The sequence below is a fragment of the Embleya hyalina genome (assembly GCF_003967355.1).
Lineage (GTDB): Bacteria > Actinomycetota > Actinomycetes > Streptomycetales > Streptomycetaceae > Embleya > Embleya hyalina.
The window spans coordinates 229,068-253,275 of the sequence record NZ_BIFH01000027.1 but is presented as its reverse complement, the minus strand read 5'-3'; the positions used below and the strand labels follow the sequence as shown (position 1 = coordinate 253,275).

Genomic DNA, 24,208 nt, shown 5'->3' with positions numbered 1-24,208 from the left:
AGGTCAGCCCAGGAGCGTGGTGCCCTCGTCCGAGCCCTCGCGCAGGCGCGAGCGCATGAACGGCAGGATGCCGCGGTGCAGGATCGCCCGGCGCCATTCCTCGCGCGCCAGGTACACCTCGACCTCCCCGGTCGGCCGCGCCCGGTTGCGCGCGGCCACCGCGAGCATGGCGAGCCCCCCGATCGCCGCCGCCCCGAGCGAGATGCCGATCGCCGCGATCGAGGCGAGTTGCATCGTGTGCTGCATGCCGGGATCGTCCATCGTGAGCGGCAACAGCACGTAGCCCACGATCAGGAAGACGACCGCCGAGATGCCGGCCACGATCACCGCCATCGCCGTGGCGAGGGCGAACCAACCGAAGCTCTCGCCGGCCTCGATCATCGAGGCGCCGAAGTCCGGTCGGATGCCCGACTCGAAACGCTGCTCCGTACGTTCGTACCGGTCGTATTCGTCGCGCGCCGTCTCGGCGATCGACGGGGTCGCGTCCAACGTGGCCGTCCGCAGTTGCTCGACGTTCAGGTTGGGTACCGCCGCGAGACCGGAGAGGGTTTCCTCCAGGTGCAGTGCGTCGTCGACGAACTGCTCGTACTGGCGGCGGTGCTCGTCACTTCCAAACCAGTGTTGCATCGGATCCCCCGAATGAGGCCGCGCGGGCGTTTCCCGCGTCCGCCGGGCCCGTCAGGGGACCCGTGCAAGCTGTCGGTGGATCAACGACCCGCAAAAGCACCTGACGGTGTCGAGGCGGATACCTATTGATGATAGGGTGCACCCCCGCCTTTTGGGCAGGGAGTTCCCTATGACCGTCATTCGTCCCCGGGATCGGCGGCGAGTTCGCCGAGGTCGTAGACCCGACCCTGCGTCTCCTCCAACGCGCTGGGCAGCACGCCCGATTCGGGGGCGGTCAGCGGCAACCGCGCGACCAGGCAGGGGCCGCCGAGGTAGATCCCGCCGTCCAGGTTGACCACCTGACCGTCCGCGTACACGCGCGGTCCGGCGATCGTCGAGGGGTCCTCGCCCGTCTGGTACGGGATCGGGGTGTGACCGTGCACGATCCGCCGCCCGCCCAGTTCGCTGAGCAGATCGGCCGCCGCGTACGGGCCGACCTCGCCCATGAACGCGCCGCGCCGGGTCAGGTTGCGGAACAGGTCCCACCACGAGAGCGGGTCCGGCTCGCGCAGTATGTCCGCGACGGCGCCGTCCACCTCCTCGATGGTGTCGCCGTATTCGAGGTAGGCGTTGCTGTCGGAGTGGATCAGCAGGTGCCCGTCGACCACCGCGGCCACCGGCTGTCCGGCCAGCCAGTCGGCCTGTGCTTCGGTGAAGCGCTCCAGGTCGGACTGCATGCCGCCGTTGCGCAGCCAGATCTCGCGGAAGGTGGTCGAGCCGCCCGCGACCGGCACCGGGTGATCGCCGAAGCGGAACACGCCCAGGAGCAGGATCTCGTGGTTGCCGAGCAACATCCGGGTGCTGCCGCCGGCCTCGGCCGACTCGCGGGCCAGCGACATGGCCAGTTCGACCACGCCGATGCCGTCGGGGCCGCGGTCGGTGAAGTCGCCGAGGAACCACAGGCGCGAGCGTCCGCCGCTCCAGTGCGCGTCCTCGTCGATCAGGTCCCGGGCGCGCAGGGCGGCCTTGAGCTCCTCCAGATGACCGTGGACGTCGCCGACCACGTACAGCGGGGCGTCCTGCTCCGCCGCGGCGCCCATCGGGGCCGGTGTAGCCGAGACGTTGCTCACCAGAAGGGTCCTTTCTTCAGATCGGCACCACCGTACGGCGGCGGTTCCGACACCCGTCGTGAACCAAGACGCACGACAGCCGGGTTCGGCTGCGGCTCACCCGGTCCGATTCGGATGATTCCTGGACCGTATCTCTCGTGCGGGCACGGTGGAACGGACCACGCTCAATTGTGCGTGGACCCGCGACCGTCCGACCCGGCGCCCCCACCCCCGGGTGCGACCGGGTACCGGGCCGCGGTTCGGGGCGAACACACCGGTCAGCGGCGCGTGGAGGAATCCCGGACGGAGAGCCGGGTGGGCACGGTGCGCTGGGCGGGCAGCAGCGGCCCCGCCCCGGCGTCCTCGATCACCCCGACGAGCAGTTCCACCGCCCAGGCGCCGGCCAGGGCCGGTTGCAGGCTCAGCGAGGTCACCGACGGGTCGGCCCCCTCGCCGCAGCAGGCCAGGAGCAGGTCGTCGGGCACCCTCAGGGCGCGCTCGCGGGCCGCGTCCAACAGCTCGGGCGCGCAGCCCTCGTGCAGGCCGAACACCGCGTCGGGCCCCCGGTCGAGCAGGCGGGCGGCGGCGGCCCGGCCCGCGCCGGGGGTGCGGGCCTCGTACTCCTCGGTGATCGCCGGCACACCCCGGTCCGCGCACCACGCCCGATAGCCCGCGACGCCCTTGTCGGCGCCGGGTCCGTCGGCGGCGGCGAGCAGGCCGATCCGCTCGGCGCCCGCGTCGGCGAGGTGGTCGAGCACCGAACGCACGGCCGCCACGTGGTCGTTGTCCACCCAGCCGTAGACCGGGGTGGAGCCGGGGTGGCCGCCGCTGACCACGGGCACACCCCGGCGCAGCAGCTCGTGCACGAGCGGATCGTCGTCGGCGGGGTCGACGACGATGGTGCCGTCGAGCGCGACGTTGCCCCAGACGTCGTGCGGCGAGGACGCGGGCAGCACGACGAGCGCGTAGCCCAGGTCGAGCGCGGTCGCGGTGGCCGAGCGCACCAGCTCGGCGAACCAGGCGAACTCGGTGAGCGCGAACGGCTCGGTCGAGCGCATGGTCGTGGTCAGCCCGAGCAACCCCGACCGGCCGGTGCGCAGGGTGCGCGCGGCGGCCGACGGGCGGTAGCCAAGCCGGTCGGCGACCTCGCGCACGTGCACACGGGTCGTGTCGGGCAGTCTGCCCTTGCCGTTGAGCGCGTCGGAGACGGTCGTGATCGACACCCCGGCGGCCGCTGCGACGTCCCGGATGCCCACCCGGATCCGCCGCCCCACGCGCGGTACATCTGGCGCTGTCATCGTCACGACACTAGGGCGAATGGGCGGCCCTGGCCGGGTTCATGTCATTGCTTTACGAAGAAACGTATCGCCCCATACCTGCCGCTGAACGTTCGGCGCCGGGCGCCCTCCGTCCGGGAATCCCGTCCGGGGCCGGCGGATCATAGAGTGAGACGACCGGGACGTGCGCCCAGGCACCCCGACCAGTATGCGAGGAGGACGGGCGTGACCGAGCACAACGCCCCAGGCACCGACGACGGCACCACCCCCCGGTTCCGGGCCGCCCTGGCGGCGGTGCCCGCCTACAAGGCGGGTCGACCGCCCGCGGTGGCCGAGGGCATACCGGCGTACAAGCTCTCGTCCAACGAGAACCCGTACCCGCCGCTGCCCAGCGTGCACAAGGTGGTGGCCGACGCGGTCGGCGAGATCAATCGCTACCCGGACCCGGCGAACGCGGAGCTGGCCGAGACGCTCGCCGAGCGGTTCGGGGTGCCCGCGTCGCACATCGTGGTGGGCAACGGTTCGGTGACCGTGGCCCAGCAGTTGGTCAACGCGACCGCCGGCGAGGGCGACGAGGTCGTCTTCGCGTGGCGCTCGTTCGAGGCGTACCCGATGCTCGTGCTGCTCGCCGGGGCGACGCCGGTGATGGTCCCGCTGCTCGCCGACGAGAGCCACGACCTGGACGCGATGGCCGCGGCGATCACCGAGCGGACCCGGCTGGTCTTCGTGTGCAACCCGAACAACCCGACCGGCACGGTGATCCACCGCGCCGAGTTGGAGCGGTTCCTGGACCGGGTGCCGCGCCACGTGGTGGTCGTGCTGGACGAGGCGTACCGCGAGTTCATCCGGGACGAGCGGGTGCCGGACGGGGTCGAGCTGTACCGCGAGCGGCCGAACGTGGTGGTGCTGCGCACGTTCTCCAAGGCCTACGGGCTGGCCGGCCTGCGGGTGGGCTTCGCCATCGCGCACGAGGCGGCGGCCGACGAGCTGCGCAAGACCGGGATGCCGTTCGCGGTGAACCGGCTCGCCCAGGTGGCGGCGATCGCCTCGGTCGGCGCCGAGGCCGAACTCCTGGAGCGGGTCGAGGCGTTGGTCCGGGAGCGGACCCGGGTGCTGGAGACGCTGATCGGCCAGGGCTGGACGGTGTTCGACTCGCAGGCCAACTTCGTCTGGCTGCGGCTCGGCGAGCGCACCGGCGAATTCGCCGCGATGTGCGAGGCGGCCGGGGTCACGGTGCGCCCGTTCGAGGGCGAGGGTTGCCGGATCACGATCGGCGAGACCGAGGCCAACACGATCTTCCTGGAGCAGGCGGCGCGTTTCATGGAGAAGTAGCGCCCGAGAGCCGAAATGAGCCCCTTCGGGCACCCCCCTCCAGGGTGCCCGAGGGGGCTCGCTAGTGTTTGTGAACGGATGCACAAGCTCGACTTTGTGAACCCATTCACAAAGTCGTGCCTGTCGAACCTGCGCATCCATCCCGGTTCATCCGGGTTCGTCCGGCGGAGTGTCGGGCGAGGGGCGCGGGGCGGCGTGTGCATCGTGAACCAAACGTGCCTCGCGCGCTCGCGGGCGGGGCGCGACCGGCGATCAGGAGGAATGAGGGGCCCATGGACCTCGCCGTCGAAACACTCGACGTAGCCCGGTGGCAGTTCGGCATCACGACCGTCTACCACTTCCTCTTCGTGCCCTTGACGATGGGTTTGTCCATCCTCGTCGCCTGTCTGCAGACCGCGTGGGTGCGCACCGGCAGGGAGCACTACCTCCGGGCCACCAAGTTCTGGGGCAAGCTCTTCCTGATCAACTTCGCGCTCGGCCTGGTGACCGGCATCGTGCAGGAGTTCCAGTTCGGGATGAACTGGTCCGACTACTCGCGTTTCGTCGGCGACATCTTCGGCGCCCCGCTGGCGATCGAGGCGCTGGTCGCGTTCTTCCTGGAGTCGACCTTCCTGGGGTTGTGGATCTTCGGCTGGGACCGCCTGCCGAAGAGGATCCATCTGGCCACCATCTGGGCCGCCGCGATCGGCACGATCCTGTCGGCCTACTTCATCCTCGCCGCCAACTCGTGGATGCAGCACCCGGTCGGCTACCGGATCAACCCGGAGACCGGACGCGCCGAGCTGACCGACTTCGTGGCGGTGCTCACCAACAACACCGCGATCGCCGCGTTCCTGCACATCCTCCCGGCCGCGTTCCTGGTCGCCGGCGGCTTCCTGATCGGGATCAGCTGCTGGCACCTGCGCAAGCGCAACGAGGTCGCGGTCTTTCGCCCCTCGCTCCGGCTCGGCCTGTGGGTCTCGGTGCTCGCCGGCGTCGGCCTCGCGCTCACCGGCGACATGCAGGGCAAGCTGATGTACGACCAGCAGCCGATGAAGATGGCCTCGGCCGAGGCGCTGTGGGAGACCTCCAAGCCGGCGCCGTTCTCGATCTTTTCCTACGGCGACGTGCAAAAGGGTCACAACAAGGTCGCGATAGAGGTCCCGGGCGCGCTGTCCTTCCTGGCCAAGAACGACTTCAACGCCGAGTTGCCGGGGATCAACGACCTCCAGGAGCAGTCGGTGGTCAAGTACGGCCCCGGCGACTACCGGCCCAACATCTTCGTCACCTACTGGTCGTTCCGGCTGATGATCGGCGTGGGCATGGTCACCGCGGGCATCGGCCTGGTCGGGCTGTGGCTGACCCGGCGCAAGCGGGAGCTGCCGAGCAACCCGTGGGTGTACCGCGTCGGCCTGTGGACCATCGCGTTCCCGTTCGCGGCCAACTCGTTCGGCTGGATCTTCACCGAGATGGGCCGCCAGCCGTGGCTGGTGTTCGGGGTGCTCAAGACCGAGGCGGGAGTGTCGCCGAGCGTGTCCACGGGTGAGGTGCTCACCTCGCTGATCGTGTTCACCCTGCTCTACGGCGCGCTCGCGGTGGTCGAACTCGGCCTGATCCGGCGCTACGTCAAGGCCGGCCCCGAACCGATCAAGCCGACCGCGGACAAGCACCCCGACGATCCGTCGGGCGGGGGCGAGGACGCCGACCGGCCGCTCGCCTTCGCGTACTAGGGGAGAGGGAGAGGGTCATGGGACTCAACGAATTCTGGTTCCTGCTGATCGCCGTGCTCTGGGTCGGCTACTTCTTCCTCGAGGGCTTCGACTTCGGCGTCGGCATCCTGACGAAGGTGCTGGCCCGGAACGAGACCGAGCGCCGGGTGCTGATCAACACCATCGGTCCGGTCTGGGACGGCAACGAGGTGTGGCTGATCACCGCGGGCGGGGCGACCTTCGCGGCGTTCCCCGAGTGGTACGCGACCCTGTTCAGCGGCTTCTACCTGCCGCTGCTGCTGATCCTGGTGGCGCTGATCCTGCGCGGGGTGGCGTTCGAGTACCGGGCCAAGCGCGACGAGGACCGCTGGAAGCGCGGCTGGGAGCAGGCGATCTTCTGGGGCTCGCTGGTGCCGGCGTTCCTGTGGGGCGTGGCGTTCGCGAACATCACGCGCGGGGTGAAGATCGACGGGAACAAGGAGTACGTCGGCGACCTGTTCGACCTGCTCAACCCGTACGCCCTGCTCGGCGGCGTGGTCACCACGGTGCTGTTCACCTTCCACGGCGCGGTGTTCGTCGCGCTCAAGACCGACGGCGACATCCGGGGCCGGGCGCGCGCGCTGGCCGGACGCCTCGGCCTGGTCACCGCGGTGCTCGCGGCGGCGTTCCTGATCTGGACCCAGGCCGAGCACGGCAACGGCCGTACCCTGGTCGCGCTGATCGTCGCGGTCGCGGCCCTGGTCGGCGCGTTGGCGATGAACCGGATCGGGCGCGAGGGCTGGGCGTTCGCGATGTCGGGCGTGACGGTGATCGCGGCGGTGGCGATGTTGTTCCTGTCGCTGTTCCCGAACGTGATGCCCTCGAGCCTGGACTCGGCGTGGGACCTGACCATCCACAACGCGTCCTCGACGCCGTACACGCTGAAGATCATGACCTGGGTCGCCGCCTTCATGACCCCGATCGTGCTCTGCTACCAGGCGTGGACGTACTGGGTGTTCCGCAGGCGGATCAGCACCAAGAGCATCCCGACCAAGCCGGCGTTCGGGGCGGCGGCGGCCGATCTGGTGGGGAAGTAGGGGTTCGGCGCAGGGGCCGGCGGCCCGATGGGTCCGCCGGCCCCGGTGCGGCGACGCAACGACGTAGCGAAGAGAGCCGATCGTGAAGCCTGTCGACCCGCGCCTGCTGACCCACGCCCGGGCCACCCGCGGCTTTCTGGCCCTGACGGTGGTGTTGGGCACAGCGGGCGCGGGCCTCGTGCTCGTCCAGGCGGCACTGCTCGCCCGGGTGATCGTGGCGGCCTTCGAGGAGGGCGCCGGGGTCGGCGACCTGTGGCCGGAGCTGGGCCTGCTGGCCGGCGTGATCGCGGCCCGCTCGGCGATCTCCTGGCTCACCGAGGTGGTCGCGCACCGGACCTCGGCCGCGGTGAAGTCGCAGTTGCGCGCGCGCCTGCTCGCGCACGTGGTCCGGCTCGGTCCGGCCTGGCTGAACCGGGAGCGGTCGGGTGAGCTGACCACGCTCGCCATCCGGGGCGTGGACGCGCTCGACGGCTACTTCGCGCGGTATCTGCCGCAGCTGGTGCTGTCCGTCACGGTGCCGGTGGCGGTGCTCGCGCGAGTGGTGTTCGGCGACTGGATCTCGGCCGTCACGATCGTGGTCACCCTTCCGCTGATCCCGCTGTTCATGGCGTTGATCGGGATGGCCACGCAGAAGTACATGGACCGGCAGTGGAGCGTGCTGAACCGGCTGGCCGGGCACTTCCTGGACGTGGTCGCCGGGCTGCCGACGCTGAAGGTGTTCGGGCGGGCCAGGGCCCAGGCCGCGTCGATCCGGACGATCACCGACGACTACCGCCGGGCCACCCTCAAGACCCTGCGGATCGCGTTCCTGTCCTCCTTCGCCCTGGAGCTGCTCGCCACCATCTCGGTCGCGCTCGTCGCGGTCGGCGTGGGCCTGCGCCTCGTCGACGGGGACCTGGGTCTGGAGACCGCGCTCGTGGTGCTGATCCTGGCGCCCGAGGCGTATCTGCCGCTGCGTCAGGTCGGCGCCGAGTATCACGCGAGCGTCGAGGGAGTCAGCGCCGCGGAACGGGTGTTCGAGGTGCTGGAGACCGCGCCGGACGCTCCCGCCGGGACCGCGCCGGTGCCGGATCCGCGCTCGGCCGACCTGGTGCTGCACGGGGTGACGGTGCGGCGCGAGGGACGCGCGGACGCCGCGCCGGCGGACGTGGACCTGACCGTGCGGCCCGGCGAGACGGTGGCGCTGACCGGTCCGAGCGGGTGCGGCAAATCCACCCTGCTCGCGGTGCTGCTCGGCTTCGTGCGGCCGACGTCGGGTCGGGTCACCGTCGGCGGGGTGGACCTGGCCGATCTCGATCCGCGGGCGTGGCGGGCGCACATCGCGTGGGTGCCGCAGCGGCCCTACCTGTTCGCGGGCACGATCGGGGCGAACGTACGACTGGCCCGGCCGGACGCGGACGACGCCGAGGTGGACCGGGCGCTGGCCGACGCGGGGGCGGCCGACTTCGTGGCCCGCGCGGGGGGCCTCGACGCGCCGCTGGGCGAGGACGGGGCGGGCCTGTCCGCCGGGCAGCGGCAACGCCTCGCGCTGGCCCGGGCGTTCCTGGCCGACCGCCCGATCCTGCTGCTCGACGAGCCGACCTCGAACCTGGACGGGGACAGCGAGGCGACCGTCGTCGAGGCGGTCGGCCGGTTGGCGGTGGGCCGCACGGTGATCCTGGTGGCGCACCGACCCGCGCTGTTGCCGTTGGCGGATCGGGTGGTGACGGTGGGGGGCGCGTCGGCGGGGGGCTCGGTCGCCGGGGCTGCGCCGATCGGGGCGCACGCGGCGGTCGGGGCCCGGGCCCGGGTGGACACGATGCGCGCGGCGGAGGCGGCGGGTGACGTCGCGGCGGTGTCGGCGGAGGTGGCCGCGGAGGCGGTGGGCTCGGCCGGCTCGCCGACTTCGTCGGGGGCCTCGGGCTCGGGCGGCGCGTCCGCCGTACCGCCCGCGCCGGGCTCGCCGGCTCCCGCGCCGGCCGGTCCCGGGCGGCGGCTGCTCGCGCTGGCCCGGCCGTTGCGGGGGCGGCTCGCGCTGGCGGTGGTGTGCGGGGCGCTCGCGCTCGGTAGTTCGGTCGGGCTCATGGCCACCTCGGCGTGGTTGATTTCGCGGGCGTCCGAACACCCGCCGGTTCTGACGCTGATGGTCGCGGTGACCGGGGTCCGGGCCTTCGGCGTCTCGCGTGCGGTGTTCCGGTACGCCGAGCGGCTGATCGGGCACGACGCGGCGTTTCGGATCCTGGCCCGGCTGCGGGTTCGGGTGTACGAGCGGCTGGAGCGGTTGGCGCCGACGGGGCTGCCCGCCTTCCGTCGCGGGGACCTGCTGTCCCGGTTGGTCGCCGACGTGGACGCGGTGCAGGACTTCTTCCTGCGGGCGCTGTTGCCCGCCTGTGTGGCGGCGGTGGTCGGCGCGGGAGCGGTACTCACCGTCGCCCTGGTGCTGCCGGAGGCCGGCGCGGTGCTGCTGGTGGGCCTGCTCGCCGCCGGTGTGCTGGTGCCGTGGACGGCCGCCCGGGTCGCCCGGCGGGCCGAGCGCCGGGTCGCGGCCGTCCGGGGTGAGCTCTCCGCCGCCGTGGTCGACCTGCTGCGCGGCACCCCCGAGTTGATCGCCGCCGGCCGCGCCCCCGCCCGACTCGCCGAGGTGGCCGAGGTGGACGCCCGGTTGCGGGCGACCGAGGCGGGCCAGGCCCGGGGCGCGGGCGTCGGCGCGGGCCTGGCCGCGCTGGTGGCCGGCGCGACCGTGTGGGCCTCGGCCCTGGTCGGCGTCGCCGCGGTGCACGCCGACCGGCTGGACGGCGTGCTGCTCGCGCTGGTGGTGCTCACCCCGTTGGCCGCGTTCGAGGCCACCGTCGTGCTGCCCGCCGCGGGCCGGCACCTGGAGGCGTCCCGACGGGCCGCGGCCCGGGTGTTCGAGGTGCTGGACGCCCCGGAGCCGGTGCGCGAGCCGGCCGCGCCGGTCGTGCTGCCCGCCGCGCCGCGGCCGTTGCGGGTGCGCGACCTGTCCGCCCGCTGGACCCCCGACGGCCCGCCGGCCCTGGTCGGGGTCGACCTCGACCTGACGCCCGGCAAGCGGCTCGCGGTGGTCGGGCCGAGCGGGTCGGGCAAGACCACGCTGGCCAATGTGCTGCTGCGCTTCCTGGAGCCGGCGGCGGGCACGGTGACGTTGGGCGGTGTACCGCTCGGCGAGGCGGCCGGGGACGACGTGCGCCGGGTGATCGGGTTGTGCGCGCAGGACGCGCACGTCTTCGACAGTTCGCTGCGGGAGAACCTGCGGCTGGCCCGGCCGGACTGCGACGAGGAGGCGATGCGGGCGGCGCTGGCCCGGGCCCGGCTCCTCGACTGGGTCGACGGCCTGCCCGAGGGGTTGGACACGATGGTCGGCGAACACGGCGCCCGGCTCTCCGGCGGGCAGCGGCAACGGCTCGCGCTCGCCCGCGCGCTGCTCGCCGACTTCGAGATCCTGCTCCTGGACGAGCCGGCCGAACACCTCGACCTGCCCACGGCCGACGCGCTGACCGCCGACCTGCTCGACGCCACCCGGGGCCGGACCACCCTCCTGGTGACCCACCGCCTCACCGGTCTGGACGCGGTCGACGAGATTGTGGTCCTGGCCCAGGGGCGTATCCGCCAACGCGGCACGTGGGCGGAACTGAGCACCGCTCCCGGGGAGTTCCGCACGCTCCTGGAACGCGAGCACGCGGCGGCGCCGGTCGCGGCGGGCGCCTGAGCGGGATGCGCCACCCGGGCGTCCCGGGCCGGCGCGGGAGGGGTCGGCCGCGGATCTGCACGCGTGTCCGTGCGGTTTGACACCTTTCAGGACGATTCACACCCGTACGCTTTACCCATGGCGAACGGCGGCGACAGCGCGGAGGAACCCGAGCGGACCGAGCGCCCCGACCCGCCCGAGCGCCCCGACCGGACCGACGACACCCGCGAGACCCACCGATCCCCCGCGTCGGCCCCGCTCACCCTGGACGACGTCGTCGCCGAGGTGGTCGAACGGCTCGGCCCGGCCGCGGCCACCCGGGACCGGCTCCAGGGCCTGCTCGAAGCGGTGATCGCGGTCGGCGCCGACCTGGACCTGCACACCACGCTGCGCCGGATCGTCGAGGCCGCGGCCGACCTGGCCGACGCCCGCTACGCCGCGCTCGGCGTGATCGGCGGCGACAACAACCTGTCCGACTTCATCACCGTCGGCATCGACCCGGCCGAGCGCGAGCGAATCGGCGAACTCCCGCACGGCCGGGGCATCCTGGGCCTGCTGATCGACCGTCCCGAGCCGCTGCTCCTCGACGATCTGACCCGGCACCCGGCCTCCTACGGCTTCCCGCCGAACCATCCGGCGATGCACTCGTTCCTGGGCGTGCCGATCCGGGTGCGCAACGAGGTGTTCGGCAATCTGTACCTGACCGAGAAGCGCGGACGACCCGACTTCGGCATCGAGGACCAGCAGGTGGTCCGGGCACTCGCGGCGGCGGCCGGCGTCGCGATCGAGAACGCGCGCCTGTTCGAGAGCGCGGCCCGTCGGGAGAAGTGGATCATGGGTTCGGCGGACGTCACCACGGCGCTGCTGACCGCGCAGGACCCGGACGAGGCGCTGGTCGTGGTGGCGGAGCGGGCGCGCGGTCTGGCCGAGGCGGACTTCGCCGCGATGTACCTGCCCCAGCCCGACGGCTCCTACCTGGTCGAGGTCACCTCCGGCGAGGATCTGGCGGGCCTCGGCGGCACGGTGATCGAGAAGGGCACCCCGCTCGCGGAGGCGATCAACGCGGGCCGCAGCATCTTCATCGAGGACATGAGCACCGACCCGAACGTGATGGTGGCCAAGTCGCGCTGCTTCGGTCCGGGCCTGTTCGTGCCGCTGATCGCGAGCGATCGCATCCTCGGCGCGCTGGAGTTGGACAAGCGCGTCGGCGCGGTGCCGTTCAACGCGACCGAGCGCTCGATGGCGCAGGCGTTCGGCGGCCAGGCCGCGATCGCGCTGATGCTGGCGGGCGCGCAGCGTGACCGGGAACGGCTGGCGGTGTTCGAGGATCGCGACCGGATCGCCCGGGACCTGCACGACCTGGTCATCCAGCGGCTGTTCGCGACGGGGATGATGCTCCAGGGCGCGGCCCGGCTGGCCAAGGTGCCGGGCGTGATCACCCGGGTCGATCAGGCCGTGGACGAACTCGACGCGACCATCCGCGAGGTGCGCAGCACGATCTTCGCGCTGCGGAATCCGCCGCGCGAAGGGGCGACCGGGGTCCGGGGGCGGGTGTTGCGCGAGGCGAGCGCGGCGGCACCCGCGCTCGGCTTCGATCCGACGGTCACCTTCGTCGGACCGGTCGACTCGACCGTGCCGGACGAGGTCGCCGAGCAGCTTCTCGCCGCACTGCGCGAGATCCTGTCCAACGTGTCCCGCCACGCGCACGCGTCGCGCGTCGAGGTGAGCCTGGTGGTGGCCGGCGGCTCCGTCGCCCTGGCGGTCACCGACGACGGCGTGGGCATCGCGCCGGGCGGACGGCGCAGCGGGCTGGCCAATCTGGCGGGCCGGGCCGAGGAGTTGGGCGGCCGGGCGGACTTCGGCCCGGGGCCGGAGGGGCTCGGGACGACGGTGACCTGGTCGGCGCCGATCTGAAGCCTGTCCGGCGGGTTTCGCGGGAACCCTTGACGGACTACAGGCATGCATTTAAGTTAGAGGCTATAACGAAGGTTACTAAGGATCACAAGGCCGGGAGATGTCATGACCATCAGCGCGATCGGGACCGAGACCACGACCACGTCCGGGTCCGCCCCCCGAGCCCAGGCCGCCGCCGAGACCACGACCGAGATCGTGCTCCCGGGCGTCGTCGACCCCTCGGGTCTGCAGGTGCGCGAGCGCCCGGTGGCCGAGCCGGGTCCCGGGGAGGTGCTTCTGGTGGTCGAGGCGTCGGGGGTGTCCTTCGCCGAGCAGCAGATGCGCCGGGGCAAGTACTACGACCAGCCGCCCTTCCCGTTCGTGCCCGGCTACGACCTGGTCGGCACGGTGTCGCGGGTGGGCTCCCGGGTGAACGCCTCGCTCGTCGGCCGCCGCTTCGCCGCGCTGACCAAGGTCGGCGGCTGGTCGAGCCGGATCGTGCTCCCGGTCGCCGACCTGGTCGAGGTGCCCGAGGAGATCGACCCGGCCGAGGCGGAGACGGTGGTGGTCAACGGGATCACCGCCTGGCAGATGTTGCACCGCGTGGCGAAGGTGCGCCGGGGACAAACGATCCTGGTACACGGCGCCAACGGCGGCGTGGGCTCGACCCTGGTCCAGTTGGCCACGCACGCGGGCATCCGGGTGATCGGCACCGCGTCCCCGCGCCGGCACGACGCGGTACGCGCGCTCGGCGCCATACCGCTCGACTACCGCGCGCCCGATCTGCCGTCCCTGGTGCGCGAGTCGGCCCCCGACGGCGTCGACGCGGTGTTCGACCACGTGGGTGGGGACGGCATCGTCGACTCGTTCCGACTGCTCGCCCGGGGCGGCACGCTGGTCTCCTACGGAACGGCGGCCACCAAGGACGAGCCCGGCTCGTCCCGCCTGCCCGTGCTCCGGCTGATCGCCCGCCTGCTGTGGTGGAACCTGCTGCCCAACGGCCGGCGCACCCACTTCTACAACATCTGGGCCGGCAAGCGCCGCCCGGCCGCCTTCCGAGCCCGCCTGCGCGCCGACCTGACCGAGGTCCTCGCCCTGCTCGCCGAGGGCGCCATCACCCCCCAGGTGGCCGCCCGCATCCCGCTGACTCGGGCCGCGGAGGCGATGGCGCTGGCCGAGTCGGGCACGATCACCGGCAAGGTCGTCCTGATCCCGGACCCCCGCTGATCGCGCAGCCCCGCCCCGCCACTCCTCCGCAAGCGGCAGGTCGGGTTCGGTCCTTCGACCGAAGACCGGGAGATCGGCGGCACCGATGCTTCCGGCCTGACGACGGCCCGGGATCCGGGCCGTCGCCGTCCCGCCTCATGCCGGGTACGGAGTCGTCTCCCGCGCCGACCGGAGCGCGTGCGCCCACCAGGACAACTGGTCGAGCAGGACCTTGGCGTAGCCCGGGGCCTCGGGGTCGATCGGGCGGTCGTCCCGCCACGTGAGGAAGTAGTTCGGGAACGCCAGGCCGTCGCGGATGGTCACCGCGTGCAGCTCCGTCAGCACGTTCTCCAGGTGCAGCGCCGCGTGCCGGCCACCCGCCGCGCCGCCGTAGCTGACGAACGCCACGGGCTTGGCCGTCCACTGGGTGAAGTGCCAGTCGATGGCGGCCTTCAACGACGCGGGATAGCTGTGGTTGTACTCCGGTGTGACCAGCACGATCGCGTCGGCGCTCGTGAGGGCCGACGTCAACGGCGCCATCCCGGCCGGACGGGGGTACTCGTCGGCGGTGGCCTTGGGCGATACCGCGGGCAGCGCCAACGGGATGTCGATCTCGGCCAGATCGACGACCTCCACCTCGAATCCGCCGTGGGCACTCGTCTGTTCGGTGAACCACGACGTCACGACCGGGCCGAATCGGCCTTCGCGAACACTTCCGACAATGATCAGCAGCTTGGGCTTGTTCTCCATGTCCACCACGATCCGGCCGTGCCGCGGGGGCAACCAGACCGCGCTCAGGCCGGCCCCCGGGGAGCCACGCTGAGCCCTCCACCGGCGGCGATCGGCGGCCTATGCTCGCGGCATGAGTACGCCGTTGGGGGATTTCATCCGAACCAAACGCGACAGCGTGCAACCGGAATCACTGGGCTTGCCCGAGCGCGGTCGACGCAGGTCGCCGGGACTGCGGCGGCTGGATCTCGCCGCGCGGGCCGGCATCAGCGTCGAATACCTGACCCGCATCGAACAGGGCCGGGACCGCAACCCCTCGGTGTCGATCGTGAACGCGCTCGCCGACGCGCTCAGCCTCGACCCCGCGGAACGTGTGCACCTGCGCTACCTCGCGAAGATCTCCGGCGGCGAATGCACGGCCCATCCCCGGCCCGCGCCGACGTCGCCGGCCCGGGAGGTGCGCCCGACCATTCGGGAGACCCTTCGCCTCCTGGAACCGGGCATCGCCGCGGTGAGCAACCGGCTGGGCTACGTGCTCGCCCACACCCCCGGCTACGCGTCGGTCATGGGCGCGAGCGGACTGCTCGACGCCGACGCCCCGAACCTCACCCGCTACGTGTTCACCGACCCCGCCGCCCGGACCTTCTTCGTCGACTGGGACGTCATCGCGGACGAGCAGGCCTTCGACCTCTGGCTCGCCCCCTCGGCCGAGGGCTCCCAGTGGATCACCAGCGAACTCGGGCCCCTCGCCGGACCCGACTTCACCAAACGCCTGAACCGACACGTGGTGCCCGCACGCGGCGTACTCCGCCTCGATCACCCCTCGGGCCGGCGACTCGACTTCAACCGGGAGACGCTCGAACTCGCCTGCGACGACCAACAATTGGTCGTCTTCCTACCGGCGGACGAGGCGACGGCGACGAGCCTGGAGCAACTGCGCCGGCCGGGCACCGGCCGACTCCGGGCGATCTCCTAGCCCGGACTCGGCCACCGTCCGCCGGCGGGGCCGCGGATCCCGCCGAAACCGGGGAACCGGGATCCGCGGCCCCTCGCCGCGACTCAGTCGGCCAGCGGCAGGTACACCCGGTTGCCCGAGGCGGCGAACTCCGCCGACTTGGCGCGCATGCCCGCCTCGGCCTCGGCTTCGACCGCCACGACCGCCGCGCCGTCGCCGTGTTCCGCGCGGATGTCGTGCGAGATCCGCATCGAGCAGAACTTCGGCCCGCACATCGAGCAGAAGTGGGCGGTCTTCGCCGGCTCGGCCGGCAGGGTCGCGTCGTGATAGGCCCGCGCCGTGTCCGGGTCCATCGCCAGGTCGAACTGGTCCTGCCAGCGGAACTCGAACCGGGCGTCGGAGAGCGCGTCGTCCCACGCCTGCGCGCCCGGGTGGCCCTTGGCCAGGTCGGCCGCGTGCGCGGCGATCCGGTACGCGATCACGCCCGCCTTGACGTCGTCCCGATCCGGCAGGCCCAGGTGCTCCTTCGGCGTCACGTAGCAGAGCATCGCGGTGCCCCACATGCCGATCATCGCCGCGCCGATCGCGGAGGTGATGTGGTCGTAGCCGGGCGCCACGTCCGTGGTCAGCGGGCCCAGGGTGTAGAACGGCGCCTCGTCGCAGATGCGCTGCTGGAGGTCGACGTTCTCCTTGATCTTGTGCATCGGCACGTGACCGGGGCCCTCGATCATCACCTGCACGTCCATCGACCGAGAGATCCGGCCCAGTTCGCCCAGCGTCTCCAACTCGGCGAACTGCGCCGCGTCGTTGGCGTCGGCGATCGAGCCCGGACGCAGGCCGTCACCGAGCGAGTAGGTCACGTCGTACGCGCGCAGGATCTCGGTCAGCTCGGCGAAGTGCGTGTACAGGAAGTTCTCCCGGTGGTGCGCCAGACACCACGCGGCCATGATCGAGCCGCCGCGCGAGACGATCCCGGTCTTGCGCCGCGCGGTCAGCGGCACATAGCGCAGCAGCACGCCGGCGTGCACCGTCATGTAGTCGACGCCCTGCTCGCACTGCTCGATCACGGTGTCCCGGTACAGCTCCCAGGTCAGTTCCTCGGGCTTGCCGTTCACCTTCTCCAGTGCCTGGTACAGCGGCACCGTGCCGATCGGGACCGGCGAGTTGCGCACGATCCACTCGCGCGTGGTGTGGATGTCCTTGCCGGTGGACAGGTCCATCACGGTGTCCGCGCCCCAGCGGATCGCCCACACCAGCTTGTCGGTCTCCTCCTCGATCGAGGAGGTCACCGCCGAGTTGCCGATGTTCGCGTTGACCTTGACCAGGAAGTTCTTCCCGATCGCCATCGGCTCGATCTCGGGGTGGTTGATGTTCGCGGGCAACACCGCCCGCCCGGCGGCGATCTCCTCCCGCACCACCTCGGGGGTCAGGCCCTCGCGGACGGCCACGAACTCCATCTCCGGGGTGATCAGCCCGCGCCGGGCGTAGCCGAGTTGGGTCACCGCCTCGGATCCCGCGGCCCGCCGGGGTCGCACCCCCGCGCCGGGCACCGCGAGCCCGGCCGGGGTGAGGTCGGCGATCCGGCCGTCGTAGCGCTCGGTGTCGCCGCGCTCGTCGATCCACGCCTCGCGCAACGCGGGCAGACCGCGCCGCACGTCCACCTCGAAGGCGGGATCGGTGTACGGGCCGGACGTGTCGTACAGGCGGACCGTCTCGCCGTTGGTCAGGTGCACCGTGCGCACCGGGACGCGCAGGTCCTCGCGCGATCCGGCGACATAGCCGCGGTGGTGGGCGGGGGAAATCGGACCGCTGGTGACCGTCTGCGCGGCGGCGTTGCCGGCAGCGGACAGCGAAGTGTGGTGCGAGGTCATGGAAAGGCTCCCTACGCCGGCATTACCCGGTCAGGTTCTGCGGTCGGCGCGGCCTCAGCGCCCTCTCAGCCCGGTGCCCCGAGCTCCCGTGTATCTCCGTGTGGTGCGCCCCCACCCTGGCACACCGCCGACCGCACGACCAGCGCCGGGTTCACTCCAGCGGATCGCGCGGTCCCCGACCGGCCACCGCCGTACGCGCGAGCACGACCATGCCGATCACCACGAACAACCCCACGACACCCTTGACGAGGACCATCAGGAAGGCCGAGAACAGCCAGATCAGCAACCAGCACAGCAGCACCAGCGCCACCACCGCAACGCCGATGCGCGCCCACCGCGGCCATGTCTCCATCGTCCAACCCCCAAGTCACGCGAACCCACGCGAGACGTGCACGCCAGGGGAGCACATTCCCCGGGAGGACACGCCCTACCCGGGAAGCCCGGTTCCGCTCCGCGCGACGCCGGCCCGACGCGCTCGACCGCGCTGCGCCGTACCCCGTGCTCAGACCGGCCAGCGCTCGCCTCGCCACGCGGCGTCCCAGAACATCCACTCGTAGCGCGCGGTGGTCGCGAAGTGTTCCAGCATCCGGGCCCGTTCGCCCGCCGACAGGTCCTCGCCGATCCGGTCCACCAGATCGAGGACCGCGCGCACCGTCTCCTGGAACTCCTCGGCGCCGTACGTGGCGATCCACCGCCCGTACAGCTCGTCGGGCGAACCCTTGGCGAGCAGCGCGTCACCCACCCGGGCGTAGATCCAGTAGCAGGGCAGCACCGCGGCCACACCCTCGGCGAACGAGCCGTTGTGCACCGTGGCCATCAGGTAGCTGACGTACGCGCGGGTGCCGGGCAGCACCGGCTCGGTCGCCGTCGCGTCGGCCACCGAGCTGCCGAAGTCGACCATGAAGCCCTCGTGCAGCGACCGCTCCGCCGCGATCGCCCCGGCCGCGTCCCGCGCGAACTGTACGGTCGTCGCCTCGTCCGGCGCCTTGGCCGCGCACACCGCGAGCGCCCTGGCGTAGTCGCGCAGGTAGTGCGAGTCCTGCACGACGTAGTACCGGAACGCCTCGCGCGGCAGTGTGCCGTCGGTGAGCCCGTGGATGAAGGGGTGGTCGAGGATCGCCGCGTAGACGTCCTCGATCGACGCCCAGAGTTCGTCGCGCAGTGCCATCGGATGTACTCCCCATCGTCGGATCCCGAGATGCGATTGTCGTACACCGCCGACCACGGGTCGCCGCCCGCCCGCTCACCCCTCCGGCGGCGAGAAGAACACCAGCACACGCAGCGGTTCGGTGATCCGGTGGAAGTGGTGCGGCACGTTCGCCGGCACGTACACCACGCTGCCGCGTGCGACCGCGGTCGACTCGTCGCCCACGGTCAGCGTGGCCCGACCGCTGATCACCACGTACGCCTCGTCCTGCCCGTGCGGCTTCTGGGTGTCAATCTCGCCCGGCTCCAGGGCGTACAGGCCCATCGAGAAGTTCCGCTCGCGCAGGAACCGCAGATACGCGCCCTGCTCGAAGGCGCGTTCCGCGTCCAGGTCGTCGAGGCGGAAGACCTTCATGTGACCAACTCCTTACCGACACGAACAGACTTTCTGCCCGGGCACGAGCGGGAGAGGCCCGCCGGGTGCCAGCATCAAGATATGAAAAGCCTGCTCATCAAACTTGTCGCCAACGCACTCGCCATCTGGTTCGCCGGCTGGTTCGTGTCCGGAATCGATCTCGCCGACGGTGCCTCGGCCGGCACCAGGGCCAAGACGATCATTTTCGTCGCGCTCATCTTCGGCATAGTCAACGCGATTATCAAACCGATCGTGAAGCTGCTCTCCCTACCGCTGTTCGTGCTCACCCTCGGCCTGATCACCTTCGTGATCAACGCGCTGATGTTGTGGCTCACCGAGGCGATCTCCAACAAGCTCGATCTCGACTTCCACATCGACGGCTTCGGGGCGGCCCTGCTCGGCGCCCTGGTGATCGGCCTGGTCAGCTGGTTCCTGAGCATGATCCTGGACCGCGACTGACGACCGCCCGCCACGATGGCTCGGCACGAGGTTTCACGTGAAACAGGCAGCGAGGGAGTCGTGATGACCGACGAATGGGGCGACGGGACACGCGCGGTCCGCGTGGGCGGCCCCGGCCACGCCCCGGGCGACCCCTTCCTGCCCGGACCGGTGTTCGCCGGCACCTACCACCTGCCCGGCGAACCGGCCGGGCCCTACCAGTACGGGCGCTACGCCAACCCCACCTGGACCGGCCTGGAGACCGCGATCGGCGCGTTGGAGGGCGCCGCCGACACGGTGACGTTCGCGTCCGGGATGGCCGCGGTCTCGGCCGTCCTGCTCGGCCTCACCGGGCCGGGCGACGTGCTCGTGCTGCCCTCCGACGGCTACCCCGCCACCCGCACGGTCGGCGCGCACCTGGCCGAACGCGGGGTGGAGGTGCGCACCGTGCCGACCGCCGGGGACGAGCTGGAACGGGCCCTGCCCGGCGCCCGGCTGGTGTGGCTGGAGACCCCGAGCAATCCGGGTCTGGACGTGTGCGACATCCGCCGAATCGCGGAACTCGCGCATGCCCGGGGCGCCCTGGTGGCGGTGGACAACACGCTGGCCACGCCGCTGGGCCAACTCCCGCTCGCGCTGGGTGCGGACATCTCGGCGGCGAGCGGCACGAAGGCGCTGACCGGGCACAGCGACGTGCTGCTCGGCTACGTCGCCTGCGCGAGCGCCGAACTCGCCGACCGGGTCCGGTCCTGGCGCTCGCTCACCGGAGCGGTGCCCGGGCCGATGGAGGCCTGGTTGGCGCATCGCTCGTTGTCCACCCTCCAGTTGCGGGTGGATCGACAGGGGGCCAACGCGCTGGCCGTGGCCGAGGCGCTGCTCGGTCGCCCCGAGGTCGCCGACGTCCGGCACCCCGCACTGAAGGGCGATCCGTCCTACGATGTGGCCACCCGTGTGATGCGGCGGTTCGGCTGCGTGGTGGGCTTCACGCTCGCCGACGCGGACACCGCTCGTCGCTTCCTGGGCGCCCTCGAACTGGTCGCCGACGCCACCAGTTTCGGCGGCGTGCACAGCATGGCCGAGCGACGTGCGCGCTGGGCCGGGAACGATGTCGCGGAGGGGTTCGTCAGATTCTCGGCGGGCTGCGAGGACACCGCGGATCTCGTCGCCGACGTGCTGCGCGCCCTGGACGCCGCCTCCCCGGGCTGACCTGCGACTTCGGGCAAGATCACGTGATGTCCCCGGCTCTCGGGAGTGGTCGGGGGACACGAGACGGGGGACCCGTGGACCTGACGCTGTTGCGCACTTTCCTGGCCGTGCACCGCGCGGGCTCCTTCACCCGGGCCTCCGCGTCGCTCGGACTGTCGCAACCGGCGATAACCGCGCAGATCCGTACCCTGGAAAAGCAGGTGGGCAAGCAGTTGTTCGAACGGCTGCCGCGCGGGGTGGCGCCCACCGGACCCGCCGACGAACTGGCCCGCCGACTCGCCCCGCACCTGGACGCGATCGAGGAGATCGCCGCCCGCGAGTTGCGCGGCACCGACCCGATGCGCCGCACGGTGCACCTGGGCGGCCCCACCGAACTGACCGCGCTGCGCGTGTTGCCGTCGCTGGCCGACCTGGTCCGGCGCGGCCTGCGGTTACGGGTGACCCTGGGTCCCGGCGACACGCTGTTGGCCGGGCTCGCCGCGGCCCGGCACGACCTGGTCATCTCCGACGTGCGCCCGCGTGCCCGGGGGATCGTCGGTACACCGCTCACCGACGAGGAGTACGTCCTGGTCGGCGCGCCGAGCTGGGCCTCACGGCTGCCGCAGAGCCGGATCCGGGCGCAGGGCCCGGCCGCCCTGGAGGGGGTGCCGCTGGTCGGCGAGGCCGAGGAGCAGCCGCTGATCCGGCGCTACTGGTCCACCGTGTTCGACGCCAAGCCGACCGCGCCCGCCGCGGTGACGGTGCCCGACCTGCGCGCCGTCCTGGAGTGTGTGCGCGCCGGGCACGGCATCGCGGTGCTGCCGCGCTACCTGTGCGCCGAGGCGCTGGACCGGCGCGCGGTGGTCGCCCTCCTGGAGCCCGAACTGCCGCCGTTGCACACGGTGTTCCTCGCGGTGCGCGAGGGCACGCTGAGTCAACCGCACATCGCGCATCTGCACGGCGAGCTGATCGCGCGCGCCGCGCGCTGGGCATGATCCCTTCGCGTGGGGTGAGACAGGCATAAACCGGCCGCTCCGTCGGAAAGCAAGTCTCAGACGGGGGGCAACGCCTGGCGAGAAAGCAGAGGCACGACGATGCGTTCAGTGGTGAAGCGGACGGCACGCGCGATCCTCCTCGACGAGGAGGATCGGATGGTGCTGATCAAACGCACGAAGCCGGGCAGTCCCCCGTACTGGATCACCCCCGGCGGCGGCGTCGAGCCCGAGGACACCACGGTCACCGAGGCGCTGCGGCGCGAGGTGTTCGAGGAGTTGGGCGGCAAGATCGGCCGACCGGTGCCCGCGTTCGTGGACACCGTGCCCGAGCCCGGCGGGGTCAAGATCCAGCACTTCTTCGCGTGCCGGCTCGAATCCATGGACCCCGCGCTGCGGCACGGGCCCGAGGTGGACGAGCCGAACGGCGAGTACGACATCGTGCGCGTGCCGTTCACGCCGTCCGGGCTGGCCTCGGTCGGGCTGGTGCCGGCCAGCCTCGCGGCCTATCTGCGGGCCAACGTCGAGGGCATCCACACCCTGCTCGCGGGCGATCTGGGCTGACGTGCGCCGGGACGCGGGAAGTCAGCCGCGTCCCGGTCGAACCATCCCCGACTCGTAGGCGATCACCACGAGTTGCGCCCGATCGCGCGCGCCGAGCTTGACCATCGCCCGGCTGACGTGGGTCTTGGCGGTCAGCGGCGAGACGAACAGGTGCTCCGCGATCTCGTCGTTGCTCATCCCGGCCGCGACCAGCGACAACACCTCGCGCTCGCGGTCGGTCAGCGCCTCCAGTCGGTCCGGGGCGGCCACCTTGGGCTCGGGCTGGGACAGGAAGCGGGCCACCAGGGCGCGGGTGGCGCCCGGCGAGAGCAGCGCGTCGCCCGACGCGACGGTCTTGATCGCCTTGAGCAGGTCCTCGGGATCGGTGTCCTTGACCAGGAACCCGCTGGCCCCGGCCCGCAGCGCCTCGAACACGTACTCGTCGACCTCGAACGTGGTCAGCACCAGCACCCGCACCCCCGCGAGATCGTCGTCGCGCACGATCCGCCGGGTCGCCTCCAGACCGTCCATGCCGGGCATCCGGATGTCCATCAGCACCACGTCCGGGGTGGTCTCCCGGGCCAGCGCCAGCGCCTCGGTGCCGTTCGCCGCCTCGCCGACCACCACCAGCTCGGGGTCGCTGCCGACCAGCACCTTGAAGCCCGAGCGCACCAGCAGCTGGTCGTCCGCGATCAGCACGCGCACCGTCATGAGGACCCTCCTTCGCGGCGCGCCGGCGGCGCGCCCTTGTGGTGCGGCAGCACCGCGTGTACCGAAAACCCGCCGTTGGGGCCGGGGCCCACCGCGAGCGAGCCGCCCACGGCGACCGCCCGTTCCCGCATGCCGAGCAGACCGTGGCCGGTGCCGTCGGCGCCGCCCGTGCGCCCCGGCTCGGGGGTGCCGCGACCGTCGTCGAGCACGTCGACCTCGACCGCGTGTTCCCCGTAGACCACCCGCACGATCGCGGTGGCCCCGTCGCCGGCGTGCTTCATCGCGTTGGTCAGCGACTCCTGGACGATCCGGTACAAGGCCAGGCCGACCGGCGCGGACGGGGTCCGGTCCCGGCCGGACTCCTCGAGCAGCACCGGCAGCCCCGCGTTGCGGTAGGACGCCACCAGCGATTCCACGTCGTCCACCCCGGGGGTCGGCTCGGTGGGCAGGTCGTTGTCGCCGTCCTGGCGCAGCACGCCCAGCGTGGTGCGCAGTTCGGCCAGCGCGTCGCGGCTGGCCACCTTGATGTGTACCAGCGCCTCCCTGGCCTGCGGTACGTCGCGATCGATGACGTGCGCGGCCACGCCCGCCTGGATGTTGATCATCGCGATGCTGTGCGCGACCACGTCGTGCAGCTCGCGGGCGATCCGCATGCGCTCGGCGGTGACCCGGCGCCGGGCCTCGTCCTCGCGCTCCTGCTCGGCGCGGGCGAGGCGGGCCTGTACCTCCGCCCAGTACGCCCGCTTCGCGCGGACCGCCTCGCCGATCGCGACCGGGAGATACATCCAGATCCCGGAGAGGTACTTCTCCGGGGACAGGAACCCGTCGGGGGTCAGCCCTATCCGCATGGCGGTGTGCAGCAGGGCCACGCCCGAGGCGATCAGTACCGAGCGGCGCAGCTGACCGCGGGCGGCCACGGTGTACAGCGCCACCATGGTCGGCATCAGGATCGGCCCGTCGAGGCCGTCGGCGGCCAGATAGAAGATCTGGCCCGCCTCGGTGAGCACCAGCACGGTCAGCGGCCAGCGCAGCCGGCCCAGGAGCACCAGGCAGGTGAGCGCGCCGATGGCCAGGTTGAACGCGTCCGGGCTGCCGGTGGTGTCCTGGCGCCGGGTCGACCCGATCGCGCCGCCGATCACGCACAGCAGCACCACCGCGACCAGCAGCAGCTCGCCCAGCCACGGCCGACAGCTCAGTCGCCGGGCGAAGGACTTGGGCAGCGGCAGGAACCAGGGCTCGACCGACTCGACCGCCTTGGTGGTGCCGGTGCCGGTGCCGGCCCCGGACGCGGACGCGGGAAGACCCCGCACGGCAACTCGCGCGGGGCCTTCCGCGACCATCTGCTCTCCTC

General features: G+C 71.9%; 21 protein-coding genes. 11 read left to right on the top strand and 10 right to left on the bottom strand.

Annotation, left to right across the window (positions count from 1 at the left end; translation table 11 throughout):
* Positions 1-3: 3 nt before the first annotated feature.
* The 3 genes from EMA17_RS30215 to EMA17_RS30205 form a co-directional block, all read right to left on the bottom strand.
* A complete protein-coding gene (locus EMA17_RS30215) occupies positions 4-627 on the bottom strand; it encodes a hypothetical protein (RefSeq protein ID WP_126640304.1) in 624 nt (207 codons plus the stop codon).
* Positions 628-803: 176 nt separating this feature from the next.
* The gene (locus tag EMA17_RS30210; protein WP_246126983.1) at positions 804-1,736 is read right to left on the bottom strand and encodes a metallophosphoesterase family protein; all 933 of its coding nucleotides are present in this window, start codon (positions 1,734-1,736) and stop codon (positions 804-806) included.
* Between the two features lie 257 nt (positions 1,737-1,993).
* Complete coding sequence (locus EMA17_RS30205; protein ID WP_126640303.1) at positions 1,994-3,013, bottom strand: LacI family DNA-binding transcriptional regulator; 1,020 nt, start codon at positions 3,011-3,013, stop codon at positions 1,994-1,996.
* Positions 3,014-3,217: 204 nt separating this feature from the next.
* On the opposite strand from EMA17_RS30205, the gene hisC reads away from it, so the two are divergent.
* The 6 genes from hisC (at position 3,218) to EMA17_RS30175 (ending at position 13,893) form a co-directional block, all read left to right on the top strand.
* Positions 3,218-4,324: a histidinol-phosphate transaminase gene (gene hisC / locus EMA17_RS30200; RefSeq protein WP_126640302.1), complete on the top strand. Its 1,107-nt coding sequence runs from the start codon at positions 3,218-3,220 to the stop codon at positions 4,322-4,324.
* Between the two features lie 272 nt (positions 4,325-4,596).
* A complete protein-coding gene (locus EMA17_RS30195) occupies positions 4,597-6,033 on the top strand; it encodes a cytochrome ubiquinol oxidase subunit I (protein WP_126640301.1) in 1,437 nt (478 codons plus the stop codon).
* A 17-nt stretch (positions 6,034-6,050) separates the two neighbouring features.
* Positions 6,051-7,088 carry a cytochrome d ubiquinol oxidase subunit II gene (cydB, locus tag EMA17_RS30190; protein WP_126640300.1) on the top strand — a complete coding sequence of 346 codons (1,038 nt, stop codon included), beginning with the start codon at positions 6,051-6,053 and terminating at the stop codon, positions 7,086-7,088.
* Positions 7,089-7,170: 82 nt separating this feature from the next.
* Complete coding sequence (cydD, locus tag EMA17_RS30185) at positions 7,171-10,794, top strand: thiol reductant ABC exporter subunit CydD (protein ID WP_126640299.1); 3,624 nt, start codon at positions 7,171-7,173, stop codon at positions 10,792-10,794.
* A 117-nt stretch (positions 10,795-10,911) separates the two neighbouring features.
* Positions 10,912-12,687, top strand: a complete 1,776-nt coding sequence (locus EMA17_RS30180) for a sensor histidine kinase (protein ID WP_174861448.1) — start codon at positions 10,912-10,914, stop codon at positions 12,685-12,687.
* Between the two features lie 105 nt (positions 12,688-12,792).
* Positions 12,793-13,893, top strand: a complete 1,101-nt coding sequence (locus EMA17_RS30175; RefSeq protein ID WP_126640298.1) for a medium chain dehydrogenase/reductase family protein — start codon at positions 12,793-12,795, stop codon at positions 13,891-13,893.
* Positions 13,894-14,028: 135 nt separating this feature from the next.
* Here EMA17_RS30175 and EMA17_RS30170 read toward each other — a convergent pair whose 3' ends face one another.
* A complete protein-coding gene (locus EMA17_RS30170; protein ID WP_126640297.1) occupies positions 14,029-14,622 on the bottom strand; it encodes an NADPH-dependent FMN reductase in 594 nt (197 codons plus the stop codon).
* Positions 14,623-14,734: 112 nt separating this feature from the next.
* On the opposite strand from EMA17_RS30170, the gene EMA17_RS30165 reads away from it, so the two are divergent.
* Positions 14,735-15,577, top strand: coding sequence for a helix-turn-helix domain-containing protein (locus EMA17_RS30165; RefSeq protein ID WP_126640296.1), 843 nt, complete (start codon positions 14,735-14,737; stop codon positions 15,575-15,577).
* Between the two features lie 83 nt (positions 15,578-15,660).
* Here the strand turns inward: EMA17_RS30165 and thiC are convergent, their stop codons facing one another.
* The 4 genes from thiC to EMA17_RS30145 form a co-directional block, all read right to left on the bottom strand.
* On the bottom strand, positions 15,661-17,427 hold the full coding sequence (thiC, locus tag EMA17_RS30160; protein ID WP_246126982.1) for a phosphomethylpyrimidine synthase ThiC: 1,767 nt from the start codon (positions 17,425-17,427) through the stop codon (positions 15,661-15,663).
* A 151-nt stretch (positions 17,428-17,578) separates the two neighbouring features.
* Positions 17,579-17,779: a hypothetical protein gene (locus EMA17_RS30155; RefSeq protein ID WP_126640295.1), complete on the bottom strand. Its 201-nt coding sequence runs from the start codon at positions 17,777-17,779 to the stop codon at positions 17,579-17,581.
* 150 nt (positions 17,780-17,929) lie between these two features.
* Positions 17,930-18,595: a thiaminase II gene (tenA, locus tag EMA17_RS30150; protein ID WP_126640294.1), complete on the bottom strand. Its 666-nt coding sequence runs from the start codon at positions 18,593-18,595 to the stop codon at positions 17,930-17,932.
* 75 nt (positions 18,596-18,670) lie between these two features.
* Positions 18,671-18,988 carry a cupin domain-containing protein gene (locus EMA17_RS30145; RefSeq protein WP_126640293.1) on the bottom strand — a complete coding sequence of 106 codons (318 nt, stop codon included), beginning with the start codon at positions 18,986-18,988 and terminating at the stop codon, positions 18,671-18,673.
* An 81-nt stretch (positions 18,989-19,069) separates the two neighbouring features.
* Between EMA17_RS30145 and EMA17_RS30140 the strand changes: the two genes are divergently transcribed.
* The 4 genes from EMA17_RS30140 to EMA17_RS30125 all read left to right on the top strand — a co-directional run bounded on the left by EMA17_RS30140 (position 19,070) and on the right by EMA17_RS30125 (position 22,167).
* Positions 19,070-19,447: a phage holin family protein gene (locus tag EMA17_RS30140; protein ID WP_126640292.1), complete on the top strand. Its 378-nt coding sequence runs from the start codon at positions 19,070-19,072 to the stop codon at positions 19,445-19,447.
* A 63-nt stretch (positions 19,448-19,510) separates the two neighbouring features.
* A complete protein-coding gene (locus EMA17_RS30135) occupies positions 19,511-20,632 on the top strand; it encodes a cystathionine gamma-lyase (RefSeq protein ID WP_126640291.1) in 1,122 nt (373 codons plus the stop codon).
* Between the two features lie 74 nt (positions 20,633-20,706).
* Positions 20,707-21,606, top strand: coding sequence for a LysR family transcriptional regulator (locus EMA17_RS30130; RefSeq protein ID WP_126640290.1), 900 nt, complete (start codon positions 20,707-20,709; stop codon positions 21,604-21,606).
* A 99-nt stretch (positions 21,607-21,705) separates the two neighbouring features.
* Positions 21,706-22,167 (top strand): NUDIX domain-containing protein, encoded by a 462-nt coding sequence (locus tag EMA17_RS30125; RefSeq protein ID WP_126640289.1) that lies wholly within the window; start codon positions 21,706-21,708, stop codon positions 22,165-22,167.
* 21 nt (positions 22,168-22,188) lie between these two features.
* Here EMA17_RS30125 and EMA17_RS30120 read toward each other — a convergent pair whose 3' ends face one another.
* Both EMA17_RS30120 and EMA17_RS30115 read right to left on the bottom strand, forming a co-directional pair.
* A complete protein-coding gene (locus EMA17_RS30120; protein ID WP_078976274.1) occupies positions 22,189-22,857 on the bottom strand; it encodes a response regulator in 669 nt (222 codons plus the stop codon).
* The gene (locus tag EMA17_RS30115; RefSeq protein WP_126640288.1) at positions 22,854-24,197 is read right to left on the bottom strand and encodes a sensor histidine kinase; all 1,344 of its coding nucleotides are present in this window, start codon (positions 24,195-24,197) and stop codon (positions 22,854-22,856) included. The genes EMA17_RS30120 and EMA17_RS30115 overlap by 4 nt, the downstream gene beginning before the upstream one ends.
* Between the last annotated feature and the right edge of the window lie 11 nt (positions 24,198-24,208).